The organism is Nocardioides sp. Root140, assembly GCF_001426745.1.
Classification (GTDB): Bacteria; Actinomycetota; Actinomycetes; order Propionibacteriales; family Nocardioidaceae; genus Nocardioides.
Genome location: NZ_LMFI01000010.1, coordinates 679764 through 691255 on the forward strand (window position 1 = coordinate 679764; position 11492 = coordinate 691255).

An 11492-nucleotide genomic window follows, 5' to 3' on the forward strand; every position below is an offset into this window, starting at 1 on the left:
TCAACGGTCCCGGGCCTCGAGGAACCGGCGCCGACCCTCGGCCAGGTCGACGATCGGCTCCGGGTAGTCCAGCCGCGACCGGACCTCGTCGGGCAGCCTCCACGGCCGATGGACCGCACCGCCCTCGACGTCGGCGAGCTCCGGAACGTAGTGGCGCACGTAGTCGCCGTCCGGGTCGTGGCGGTCGGCCTGGGTCAGCGGGTTGAGCACCCGGTTGGGACGGCTGTCTGTTCCGGTGCCGGCCACCCACTGCCAGTTCAGCTGGTTGTTGGAGACCTCACCGTCCACGAGGTGGTGCAGGAAGTGCCGGGCACCTTCTCGCCAGTCGAGGTAGAGCGTCTTGGTCAGGAAGCTGCCCACGAGCAGTCGGGCCCGGTTGTGCATCCAGCCCTCTTCGCGCAGCTGCCGCATCGCCGCGTCGATGATGGGGAATCCGGTGCGCCCTTCCTGCCAGGCGCGCAGGTCGTCGGCGTCCTGGCGCCATCGGTCGCCGCGGTCGCGGTAGTCCGTGTGAGCGGCGTCGGGGCGGGCCGCCAGGACCTGCAGGTGGAAGTCGCGCCACGCCAGCTGGCGCACGAAAGCCTGCGCTCCCTGCGACCGTCCGGCGTTCGCCACCAGCTCGACCGGCGACACACAGCCGAAGTGCAGGTACGGCGACAGACGCGAGGTGGCATCGCCGGGAAGGTCGTCGTGCCGGTCCTCGTAGTCGGTGACCGACGAGTCCAGCCACGCACTCATCCGCCGACGCCCCGCCGTCTCACCGCCCACGGGCAGGTGACGGGCCAGCGAGTCGCCGGGGGAGAGCGTGTCGGCGGTCGGAATCCGTCCCCGCCGTACTCGTGGCGAGACGAGTCGGGGGCCCTGGCCCAGCACCGGACGAAGGGGCCGATCCGACCAGCGGCGGTGGTACGGCGTGAACACCGCGAAGTGATCGCTCTTGTCGGGGGTGACGACGCCGGGCGGTGACACCGTCAGGGTCTCGTCGTGCACGACCACGTCCACGGCGCTGCCGTCGACCGCGTTCCTCAGGCGCTCCAGGCGACGCTGTGCGTGCCGGCTCCAGTCGCCCGAGAGATGGACGCTGCTCGCACCGACCTCCCGCGCGAGCGCGGCGACTTCGTCGGCGGGGTCTCCGCGCCGTACGACCAGGCCGTCGGAACCACACCCCCGCAGCGACTCGTCCAGGTCGGACAGGGAGTCGGTCAGGAACGCCGCGCGGTTGGGAGCGAGGTACGTCGACCCGGCGATCGCATCGTCGAACACGAACAGCGGAAGCACGTGGTCGGCCTGGTCCGCGGCGGCCTGCAGTGTCGGGTTGTCGTGCACCCTCAGGTCGCGGGTGAAGAGCACGATGGCCGTTCGTGTCGTCATGGTCTCTCCTCATGGGTCTGTCGGGCCGACGACTGCACCAGGGACAACAACCAGGTGAGCGCCCGCTCGCGGGTCGGGTCGAATCGGGATGCGGACCGCCAGGCCGCGGCGTAGGCACCGAGCAGGAGGCTCTCGGCGCGTTCGACGTCCCCGGCCAGGCACCGGGCGAGCAGGTACGCCGGCGTGCACGTGGCGTCGTAGAACTCCGCGAAGGCGGCCCGGTCCGCGGAGCCCGCGCGGACGAGCAGGTCGCAGGTGGGCGTCATGACCGAGGCGCTCCTCCGGCCCTGCGGAACAGCGGCGGAAGGAACCGCACCATCAGGGCCGACCAGGCGACATGGGTCAGCGCGGATGCCTGCAGCCCGCCGGTGGCCCGGCGTTGCAGGCCGAACAGGGCGCCCATCACGCCCGCGGCCAGCACCAGCGCAGGGTTGCGGGTGCTGGCGGTCACGACGGAGTAGACCGCGGTGGACACGATGACCGGGTGGCTGTTGCTGGCCGAGTAGAGCGCACCGCGGAAGAAGACCTCTTCGGCGAGCCCGTTGGCCAGCGTGGTCGCCAGCACCAGCCCCTCCTGCCCTTCTTCGGCGAAGAGCAGCACCCGGGACACCGCACGGTCGAGCAAGGGGATGCGCCGGCTCACCAGGGTGGCGGCGTAGAAAAGGCAGAATGCGCCCGCGCCGGTCGCCACCGGAGTGACCAGCGGACGCCGGAGCCGGGTGTCCTGGCCCTCTATCCAGCCGAGGTGCAGGGGGCCGGAGAGGAGCCCGCCCGCGGTCCAGACCCCGGCCAGGCTGAGCGTCTCGACGTAGAACTCACGCGAGCCGGGCTTCGTCGAGAGTGAGCGTCCGAGCAGGGCACTCCCCACGACGAGGGTGCCGCCGACCACCCGTCTCCGTCGACGGCGCATCGCCGGGGTCTCTTCGTGGGTCTTCGGTACGACGTACGCGAGGTTCCGGGGCAGGCGGCCACGCAGTCGCTGCCATCGACTCATCGAGCGTCCCTCCGCTCGGCCAGGGCCCGCCGCACCGCCTGGTCGTACCCCAGCAGGTCACGCGGCACGAGCTCACGGATGCGGTGGTCCTGCACCACGACCTCGTTGGTCATCGAGTCGATCAGGTTGCGCCCGGCGGTGGTGTCCACATCGGTGACCAGCGTCAACCACAACGCGGAGAGTGCGGGGCTGAGCAGCGGGACGGGCAGGATCACCAGCGGCCGACCACGGATCGTCGCCACCCGACGCATCATGTCGGCGTAGCGGAGCACCTCCGGGCCCCCGATCTCGTAGGTCTCCCCGGCTGTCTCGGGGAGCTCCAGCACACCGACGAGATACCCGACCACGTCATCGACGGCAATCGGTTGGGTGCGCGTGGACACCCAACGTGGGGTGACCATCAGCGGCAGGTGGTCGACCAGCTGCCTGGTCATCTCCCACGAGAGGCCGCCGTGTCCGACCACGATGCCGGCCCGCAGGACCGTGACGGGAACCCCCGACTCACCGAGCAGGGACTCGACCTGGCGGCGACTGCGGAGATGCGCCGACAGGTCGTCGCCGTCGCTCCCCAGGCCGCCGAGGTAGACGATGCGACCGACACCGGCATCGGCACACGCCTTGCCGAACGCCCGCGCGGCCTCCGCGTCGAGTCGTTCGAAGTCGTCGGAGCCGAGGGAGTGCACCAGGTAGTAGGCGGCTGAGCAGCCGGCCAGGGCGTCGTGGAGGGAGGGCGCGTCGTGCACGTCGCCGGCGACCGGCTCACCCGCACCGTCGTACGCGTCCGGGCGGCGCGTCATCGCCCGGACCTCCACTCCCGTGGCGACCAGCGCGTCGACGAGCCGGCGTCCGACGAAGCCGGTCGCCCCGGCGACGAGGACCGGCTCAGTCATCGGGTCCCCTGTTGAGGACGTGGCGCGGCGGCTGGGGTCGCTGGTGCCCGAGCTCACCGCCGATGCGGCCGCCGTAGGGCCGGCCGTGGTCGGCGTACTCCTCGCGGGTGAAGACCAGCGTCCAGGCGCCGACCTGCAGGCGAGAGCCGGTCCGCAGGCGCTGGCGCTGCACGCGTGCGCCGTTGACCCGTACGTCGTCGGCGTGGGCGACGACGACGAACTCGTCCTCGTCGTCGTGCAGGACCTCGGCATGCAACGCGTGCAGCCCGTCGAGCCGGATGTCGCACTCGTCGCTGCCGCCGATGCTCGTGAGGGGCCCCCGGAGCCGGTGGTTCCGGCGCCTGCCCAAGGGGGCCCGGTCGTCGTTGCTGACCAGCACCAGACGGGGCTGCCCGCCCTTGGCCGGGTCGTGCGTGATCGTGACGCGCCGACGCGGCGGCCTCATGAACGTGGGGGCGATGGGCAGCAGGGTCCGGGGCGGCACGAGATCGCGGACGGGGAGCACGCCCTCTCCGTCGCCGGCAGCGAGCCGCGCCCGCCCGGGTGCGACCAGGCCCCGAACACTCCCGATGCGGATGTGCCGGGAACCGGTGAGGCGACGGTGCCACCACGGGACCCGCACCGCACCGAGGCTCAGCAGGATCCTGCTGCCCCGGGTCACGTCGATGACCAGGCCGCGCTTCGCCAGTCCGGCGGCGAGCGAGGCGAGCCCGACGGCGTCCGCCCGGGTGGCGAACGCCTCGGGATGATCGACCTCGAGACGGAGCCTGCTGCCCTCTCCGTGCAGTCGACCGTGCACCGTGCGCCCACCGGGCCGTTCGATCGTGAAGCCGAGGTCTGCCGCGATCTTCAGCCGGGTGGGCATGTCACGCCGATCGGAGGGACGCGTTGTCGTCGGTGGTCACCCGAAGCGTGCCGTTGAGCCGCCAGGTCGCCCGCGGGGCGTTGCTGCCGGTGTCGCGCGGGATCTCGACCAGCATGTCCTGGAACTCGTAGTTGATCGCGGCCTCGCGACCGGTGAGGAACGACCACATCCTCATGCCGAGGTCGGTCCAGTCGACCTCCTGGTCAGTGTTCTCGTCAGACCGTTGGGGGCGTTCGCTGGAGCTCATGATTACCTTCCCCATTCCTACACAGGTTCCTAAACACGTTGTTTAGGTTTATGCTCCAATGGTGCGCACAGGGAATGAGGAATTGCAAGACCTGCCGACCGGCTCCCTCACCATCGGGGAGCTGGCCCGACAGACGGGCCTCAGCCCCGCAACCCTGCGCATGTGGGAGGTCCGACACGGCTTCCCCACCGCCCGGAGACTGGCCAGCGGGCACCGGCGCTACGACCCCGGAACGGTCGAACGCGTGCGGGCGGTGCTGAACCGCCAGTCGGCCGGGGTCCGGCTCGAGGCCGCGATCGCCGACGTCGGAGAGCTGCCGAGAACCCCGTCGGTGCACGCCACCCTGCGGGCCTCACATCCGCAGCTGACGACGCAGGTCCTGCGCAAGTCCACCCTGGTGGCGCTCTCCCACGCGATCGAGGACGAGCAGCTCGCCCGCGCCGACCATCCCGTGCTCTTCGGCTCCTTCCAGCGCGAGGCGCACCTGCGCAGCTCCCTGGCACGGTGGGAGGACCTGGCCCGGACGGCCCGGGCGACGTTCGCCTTCGCGGCGGGTCCGATCAGCGACCTCGACGGGGGTCGGATCGCCCACGTCCCCCTCACCGAAGACGCGCCGATGTGTCGCGAGTGGGCGCTGATCTGTGACGGCACCGCCCTGCCGGTGGCACTCTCCGCCTGGGAGCTCCCCGGCCAGGATGAGGTCGACGAGGGGAGCCGCAGGTTCGAGGCGATGTGGACGCTCGACCCCGTCGCAGTGCGCACCGCGGCACGCACCTGCGCCCGCCTCGCCGCAGACGCGGGAGTTCAGCCGGCCACGACGCTGGTCGACGAGCTGGCCGCTCCACCCCGCACCGACCACGGGGACCTGTCGGCCGCCAGCCGACTCTTCTCACGCATCGTGGCCTACATCGAGCAGGCCGCCCACCACTGAGGCTCCGGTCAGGCGAGACCGCGCCGCTGGCGCTCGGGGAAGTACCACCGCATCACCTGGCGCAGGTTGTCAGAGTCTGGCCGGGCCCAGTTGCGCATCAGCTCCGAGCCGAACGAGATCGCCGTCACCGGGTGCGCGCCGGCCGAGATCATCCGGTCGAACGCACGCTCGTGCGAGACGCGACTGACACCGCCCACCGCATCGGCGACCGGGTACACGTCGTAGCCCTCGGCCAGCATGTCGAGGGTCGGGAAGGTCAGGCACACCTCCGTCCAGAGCCCTGCGATCACCACCTTGCGGCGACCGGTGACCTCGATCGCCGCACGGAAGTCGGGATCCTCCCAGGCGTTCACACCGGTCCGGTCGAGCTCACTCACCCCCGGCAGCTCGTCGAGGATCACCTGACTGGTGCCCTGGTTCACGCCGAGGTCGACGCCGACGGTCGAGAGCACGACCGGGACGTCGTACAGCCGGGCCAGGCGAGCAAGTGCGACCACGTTGAGGTCGATCTCGTCCTTGGTCGTGGAGGTGATCGTGGAGTACTGCTCGGGCTGGTAGTCGATCAACACCACCACACAGTTCTGCGGCGTGAGCAGGTGGTCGGCACCAGGGTCCCGGATCGGTTCGGCTTCGGTCTTCGTCATGCGCCCCAAAGTAACACGCTCGCATATTCCCTTATTTTCGAATATTTCTTGTTTGTGCGCACATCGAGTGCTACAACTGTGACCACGTTCACAGCCCAGCCCCCCTCCACCTCACGAAGGACAGACCATGCCCGAGACCACCAGCACGCCGATGACCCGCGACGACCGCAAGGCCGTGGCGGTGAGCTACTTCAAGCTCATGGACGCCGGGGAGTCGTTCCTCCACCTGTTCGACGAGAGCGCCTACGTCTACTTCCCCAAGCACGCAGCGGCCCGCGGGATCAAGGAGGTCGAGCAGCTCTTCGCCGACCTGTGGCCGATGTTCGCAGCCATCGTGCACGACAACGCCTACTTCAACTACGTCATCGAGAACGACATGGTCGTCGCCGAGGGCATGACGCACGGCGAGCTGGCCGACGGCAGCACCTGGCGCGGGGGTGTGGGCCTCGGGGGTCGCTTCTGCAACGTCTTCGAGATCCGCGACGGCAAGATCCAGCGACTGCACATCCACCTCGATCCCGACTACGTCGACGCCGACACCGCCCGCTACCCGTGGCTCGCCGCAGCCCAGGCCTGAGGGAGGCGTCGTGACGACCACGCAGACACCGAACCCGATCCCGCGCGAGTCCGCCCGCCCCACCGACCGCCTGGACTTCGACACGGTCACCGACGTGGTGGTCGTGGGTGGCGGGGGCGCGGGCCTGCCCACCGCCCTGTTCACCCGATGGGGCGGCGCCGAGGTGATCGTCCTCGAGAAGGCCGAGCAGGTCGGCGGCACCGCGCTCAAGGCGGCCTACTGGTACTGGGTGCCCGACAACGAGCCGATGCGCGCCGCTGGGCTGCACGACGACGAGACCGACTATCTGCGGTTCGTCGCCCGGCTCTCCTACCCCGCACGCTACGACGCCGGCAGCCCGACCTTCGGCCTGACCGACCTGGAGCTCCGCGGCCTGCGCGCCATCCACGAGAGCGCCTCTCCGGCGGCCGAACTGCTCAACGAACGCGGCGCCCTGCCCTACCGGCACGTGCCCGACGTCCCCGACTACCACTCCGAGCTGCCCGAGGACGTCGCCAACCGGGGACGCGTCCTGATCCACCGTGATGCCGCCGAGACCATGCACGACGGCGGCCGGGTCACCACGCGGAGCCTGGCCGAGGCCGCGGAGCGCGACGGTGTCGACATCCGCCTCCGTCATCGCGTCCAGCGTGCCGTCGTGCACGAGGGTCGCGTGGTCGGCGTCGAGGCCACGACCGCTGACGGCACGCCGGTCCGCATCGGCGCCCGCAAGGCGGTCGTCTTCACGAGCGGCGGCTTCACCCACGACGACGAGCTGCGTCGCAACCACCTGGCCCATCCGGTCTTCCCGGGGTGCGCCGCTCCGACGAACGAGGGCGACTTCCTCCGCATCGCCATGCCTCTGGGAGCACAGCCGCGCAACATGAATGCGGCGTGGATGTGCCCGCTGCCCCTGGAGAAGACCGTGGCCCGGCGTCCCGACCTCTCCGGGACGTTCACCATGGTCGGCGACTCGATGGTCATCGTGAACAAGGAGGGACGGCGCTTCGTCAACGAGAAGCTGCAGTACCACGAGATCGCTCAGAGCTTCTTCCGCTGGGACGGCGAGGCCGCGGAGTACCCGAACCTCGTCTCGGTGTGCGTGTGGGACCAGCGCACCGCCGAGACCGCCGGCAACGATCGGTTCGGAAGTGTCATCCCCGCGCCGGGATCGGAGGACACCGCCCACGTGATCGTGGGCGAGACGCTGGCGGACCTGGCCGAGCAGATCCGGCTCCGCTTCGAGAAGTACGCCGCCCACACCGGTGGCGCCCGCGTGGCCGACGACTTCCTGCCCACCCTGCGCAACACCCTCGAGACGTTCAACGCCGCTGCACACGCGGGCGAGGACGCCGAGTTCCACCGTGGCGAGCGCCCCATCCAGCACGTCTTCAACGGCGCGGTGCCCGACGACGACCACGGCGCGAACCCCACCATGTTCCCGATCAGCGACACCGGGCCCTACTACGCGACCCTGCTGACCGGCGGCACGCTCGACACCAAGGGCGGCCCTCAGGTGGACGAGGACGCGCGGGTCCTCGACGACTCCGGGGAGCCGATCCCCGGCCTGTACGGCGTCGGCAACTGCGTCGCGTCGTTCTCGGGCGGCTCCTACTGGGCCGGGGGCGCGACGCTCGGCCCGATCATCGCGTTCAGCTACCGTGCCGCCGCGTCGATCACCGGCTCGGTCGCCGACTCGGTCACTGGCGAGGCTGCGGCCAGTCGGTGATGTCGTCGTACTCCGGGTGGCGCTTGATCCACCCGGCGACGTACGGGCAGTGGGGGATGATCCGCTTGCCACGGGTCCGTACGTCGGCCAGGGCCGCAGAGACCAGCCGCGAGGCCAGGCCCTGGCCGCTGAACGCGTCGTCGATCTCGGTGTGCACGAAGTCGACATGCCCTTCGTCGGGCAGGCGGTACTGGGCGAACCCCGCGCGCACCTCCCCGACGTGGATCTCGTAGCGGTGCTTCTCGGGTGCGTCGTGGACGGTGATGTCCTGGTCGGTCGTCTCGGTCATCTCGGCCTCTCGTAGTCGGAGCTCAATCCTTGCCTCCATCCTCGTGGCTGTCACGCACCGAGGTCGAGGCGGCCGCCGAACCATCCAGGGCTAGGCCGAGAAGGCTGCGCGTCCCTGCACGGCCGACGTACCCAGATTGCTCTTGGGCAGGGGCGCACCGCTCTCGACGGCGGCGAGCCAGGCGTCGGTGGTGGCGACCGCGGCGAAATTGGAGTGCAGCAGGGTCAGCAGGGTCTCGTGGAGCCGCCGGGCCTCGACCTTGCCCTGCTCGTTGGCCAGGTGGATCGCACCCGTGGCGTCGGACAGCAGCTCCACCGAGAGACCCAGCTCCTCGGCCGCCACCGCGGTGGCGACGTCGCAGTTGTTGGTCATGAAGCCCACGACGGTGATGCTGTCCACGCCCTGCTCGGCCAGCCAGGATGCGACGTCGGTGCCGGCGAAGACGCTGGCGCAGCTCTTCGTCACCCGCTTCCACGACGCGGTGGCGCGCTTCTCGATCTCCGGGTGCAGCTGCCAGCTCGGGGAGCCCACGGCGAAGACGGGAGCACCCTCGGGGAGCTGGTGCTGGACCGCGACCACGGGCAGGCCCTGCTGCTCCGCGGCATCGATCGCGCGCACGATGTTGGCCAGCGACTCCTCACGCGGCGGGTACTGGATCTGCAGGATCCCCTCGAAGTACTCCTGCTGGACGTCGACGAGGATCAGCGCTCTGCGTGGTGCGGTCATCTCAACCTTCTCCTGGTTCCTCGGGTGCGTGAGCAGACGGCTCTGCTCGTGCACCCATCGTGTGTCTCGATGGTGCGCTACCGTGAGTGGCACAACTGACACACTTCGATGAGATTGGGCCAACCATGCGGATCGCCGTTCACGCCTTCGAAGGCATCACCATGTTTCACCTCGCCGCACCACTGCTCGTGTTCGGCGAGGTCACCCGCGCCGGCCTCGCCGACGACTGGACCACGACCGTGTGGACCGAGGACGGGACGGCGATCCGCACCGCCGAGGGGATCCTGATCGACGACGTCGCCGGGCCCTCCGCGATCGATGCCGACCTCCTCGTCTTCCCGTCGTGGCCGACCGACCTTCCCCCTGCCGACGAGCACCTCACCGACCGCATCCGAGCGGCGCATCGACACGGTGCCCGCGTCGCCGGCCTGTGCCTGGGCGCCTTCCCCGTGGCCGAGAGTGGCATCCTCGACGGCCGAGGTGCCTCGACCCACTGGAGCGCCGCCGCCAAGCTGGCCCGGCGGTTCCCCGCGATCGAGGTCAACGCCTCAGCGCTCTACCTCGACCACGGCGACGTCCTCACCTCCGCCGGCACCGCGTCGGCCATCGACGCCTGCCTGCACATCGTGCGCACCCACCTCGGCTCCACTGCCGCCGCCACCGTCGCCCGACACCTCGTCGTCGCACCCCACCGCGAGGGCGGTCAGGCCCAGTACGTCGAGCGACCGATCCCCGAGCCCGGAGGGGTGGGCCACCTGAGCCCCACCCTCGACTGGGCCCTGGCCCACCTCGACCAGGACCTCACCGTCGACACCCTGGCTGCCCACGCCCGGATGAGCCGGCGCAACTTCACCCGTCGCTTCAGCGAAGTCACCGGCACCACCCCCGCCACCTGGGTCCTGGCCCGACGCCTCGACGAGTCCCGACGACTCCTCGAGAGCACCACGTGGCCCATCGACCGCATCGCCCGCACCAGCGGGTTCCGCAGCGTCGTGACCTTCCGCCAGAACTTCACCGCGGCGTACTCCACCACACCGACGTCCTACCGTCAGCGGTTCGCGGATCCGCTCGGCCCGACGAAGGAGGTGCTGACGTAGGTCGCCACCGGGCTGCTTTCGGTGGCACGTGGTCGGCCACGGGAAAGACGAAAACCGCTCCTCCCGGCATCTCTGCAGGCGAGGAGCGGTTCTCAATCTGTGGAGCTGAGGGGATTCGAACCCCTGACCTTCTCATTGCGAACGAGACGCGCTACCAACTGCGCCACAGCCCCATCGCGTCGACGTACTCACGCGAGGAAAAAAGATATCACCAGCGTCCGGACGGTTCCGAATTGGGGATCAGGAGTTGACGGCCACCTTGCCGTCGCCCTGGTCGCGGTCGTCCCGCTCGGCCTTGTCCGCGGCGTCGGCCTCGCGGGCGATCGCAGCGTCCTCGTCGGTGCGACCCGAGGTCCAGGCCCCGGGCTCGCTCAGATTGATGGTGCGGACCGTGCGGCGTACGGCGGCGGGCTTGTTGACGTACGTCGGCAGGGTGACGGGCACCGGGTCCCAGAGCTCGGGGTCGATCGCGTTGATCGTGGCGGTCTCGGCCGAGGGTGCGACCTCGTCGAAGCCCTGGTCGTTGCGGTCCACGTCGTAGTCGGCCGGAAGGTCGTCGGCGTCGTCCTCGAGTGCCGCGTCCTCGACGGGCGCGTGCCCGAGGAGTACGGCGTCGGCAGCGATCTCGGACCGCACCATCAGGCGGCACAGCACGAGCCAGACCACCATCAGGCCGGCCGGTGCGGACTGCCACACCCAGCCGACCACACCGGCGGTGGCGACCGCGGCAACCGCGACGTTGAGGAAGAGCAGGATGCTGAACACGCGGCGACGGCGCGCGGTGGCCACCCGGGTGGCCTCGCGACGGGCGCGGATCTGGGCGGGCGTGGCACCCGGAGTCGACGCCGCCGCACCCTTGACCGTCACCTCGGTGGCGTTGTCGGAGCGGCCGGGCTGGACGACCAGGCGTGCGCTGGAGCCGGTGACCGGCTCGCGGCGGGCCAGCACCCGCATCGTGTTCGAGAATCGCTCGACCGAGCGACTTCGCGACACCTCGTCGTGGTGTCGCAGGGCCTTGGGCAGCAGGTAGGCCGCCCAGGCAACGGCGAGGGCGACGAAGATGATTCCGGACAGTTCCACGCCTCAGAGGTTATGAGCCTTAGCGAACTGTGAGGCGGATGTCCATAGGTGTGTCGCAAAACAACTGGTGTGA

The 11492-nt window shown here is 70.2% G+C and carries 14 protein-coding genes and 1 tRNA gene; 4 read left to right on the top strand and 11 right to left on the bottom strand.

Going from position 1 to position 11492, the window contains the following annotated elements:
• Genes ASD30_RS13610 through ASD30_RS13635 form a run of 6 tightly spaced genes read right to left on the bottom strand, consistent with a single transcriptional unit; the run spans position 1 to position 4367 of the window.
• A complete protein-coding gene (locus ASD30_RS13610; protein WP_056682224.1) occupies positions 1 to 1371 on the bottom strand; it encodes a cryptochrome/photolyase family protein in 1371 nt (456 codons plus the stop codon).
• The gene (locus ASD30_RS13615) at positions 1368 to 1637 is read right to left on the bottom strand and encodes a sigma factor (protein ID WP_056682227.1); all 270 of its coding nucleotides are present in this window, start codon (positions 1635 to 1637) and stop codon (positions 1368 to 1370) included. The genes ASD30_RS13610 and ASD30_RS13615 overlap by 4 nt, the downstream gene beginning before the upstream one ends.
• Complete coding sequence (locus tag ASD30_RS13620; protein WP_082563829.1) at positions 1634 to 2365, bottom strand: CPBP family intramembrane glutamic endopeptidase; 732 nt, start codon at positions 2363 to 2365, stop codon at positions 1634 to 1636. The genes ASD30_RS13615 and ASD30_RS13620 overlap by 4 nt, the downstream gene beginning before the upstream one ends.
• Entirely contained in the window at positions 2362 to 3255 is an 894-nt protein-coding gene (locus ASD30_RS13625) for an NAD(P)H-binding protein (protein WP_056682231.1), read from the bottom strand. Before ASD30_RS13625 ends, ASD30_RS13620 begins: the two co-directional genes overlap by 4 nt.
• Positions 3248 to 4120 carry an FHA domain-containing protein gene (locus tag ASD30_RS13630; protein ID WP_056682233.1) on the bottom strand — a complete coding sequence of 291 codons (873 nt, stop codon included), beginning with the start codon at positions 4118 to 4120 and terminating at the stop codon, positions 3248 to 3250. The genes ASD30_RS13625 and ASD30_RS13630 overlap by 8 nt, the downstream gene beginning before the upstream one ends.
• 1 nt (position 4121) lies before the next feature.
• Positions 4122 to 4367 (bottom strand): hypothetical protein, encoded by a 246-nt coding sequence (locus ASD30_RS13635; RefSeq protein WP_056682237.1) that lies wholly within the window; start codon positions 4365 to 4367, stop codon positions 4122 to 4124.
• A 61-nt stretch (positions 4368 to 4428) separates the two neighbouring features.
• Here ASD30_RS13635 and ASD30_RS13640 point away from each other — a divergent pair, with 61 nt between their 5' ends.
• Positions 4429 to 5298: a DICT sensory domain-containing protein gene (locus ASD30_RS13640; protein ID WP_162250968.1), complete on the top strand. Its 870-nt coding sequence runs from the start codon at positions 4429 to 4431 to the stop codon at positions 5296 to 5298.
• 8 nt (positions 5299 to 5306) lie between these two features.
• Here the strand turns inward: ASD30_RS13640 and ASD30_RS13645 are convergent, their stop codons facing one another.
• A complete protein-coding gene (locus ASD30_RS13645) occupies positions 5307 to 5942 on the bottom strand; it encodes an isochorismatase family protein (RefSeq protein WP_056682242.1) in 636 nt (211 codons plus the stop codon).
• Between the two features lie 127 nt (positions 5943 to 6069).
• Here ASD30_RS13645 and ASD30_RS13650 point away from each other — a divergent pair, with 127 nt between their 5' ends.
• Together ASD30_RS13650 and ASD30_RS13655 are read left to right on the top strand one after the other, a co-directional pair.
• Complete coding sequence (locus tag ASD30_RS13650) at positions 6070 to 6519, top strand: nuclear transport factor 2 family protein (protein WP_235530165.1); 450 nt, start codon at positions 6070 to 6072, stop codon at positions 6517 to 6519.
• A gap of 10 nt (positions 6520 to 6529) precedes the next feature.
• Positions 6530 to 8227, top strand: coding sequence for an FAD-dependent oxidoreductase (locus ASD30_RS13655; RefSeq protein WP_082563831.1), 1698 nt, complete (start codon positions 6530 to 6532; stop codon positions 8225 to 8227).
• Here ASD30_RS13655 and ASD30_RS13660 read toward each other — a convergent pair.
• Both ASD30_RS13660 and ASD30_RS13665 read right to left on the bottom strand, forming a co-directional pair.
• On the bottom strand, positions 8199 to 8516 hold the full coding sequence (locus ASD30_RS13660) for a GNAT family N-acetyltransferase (RefSeq protein ID WP_056682251.1): 318 nt from the start codon (positions 8514 to 8516) through the stop codon (positions 8199 to 8201). The genes ASD30_RS13655 and ASD30_RS13660 overlap by 29 nt on opposite strands.
• A gap of 90 nt (positions 8517 to 8606) precedes the next feature.
• Positions 8607 to 9242 (bottom strand): isochorismatase family protein, encoded by a 636-nt coding sequence (locus tag ASD30_RS13665; protein ID WP_056684956.1) that lies wholly within the window; start codon positions 9240 to 9242, stop codon positions 8607 to 8609.
• 125 nt (positions 9243 to 9367) lie between these two features.
• Between ASD30_RS13665 and ASD30_RS13670 the strand changes: the two genes are divergently transcribed.
• Positions 9368 to 10339 carry a GlxA family transcriptional regulator gene (locus ASD30_RS13670; RefSeq protein ID WP_056682265.1) on the top strand — a complete coding sequence of 324 codons (972 nt, stop codon included), beginning with the start codon at positions 9368 to 9370 and terminating at the stop codon, positions 10337 to 10339.
• Between the two features lie 100 nt (positions 10340 to 10439).
• Here ASD30_RS13670 and ASD30_RS13675 read toward each other — a convergent pair.
• Both ASD30_RS13675 and sepX read right to left on the bottom strand, forming a co-directional pair.
• Positions 10440 to 10512, bottom strand: a tRNA-Ala gene (locus ASD30_RS13675).
• 67 nt (positions 10513 to 10579) lie between these two features.
• Entirely contained in the window at positions 10580 to 11419 is an 840-nt protein-coding gene (gene sepX, locus ASD30_RS13680) for a divisome protein SepX/GlpR (RefSeq protein ID WP_056682268.1), read from the bottom strand.
• Positions 11420 to 11492 lie beyond the last annotated feature (73 nt).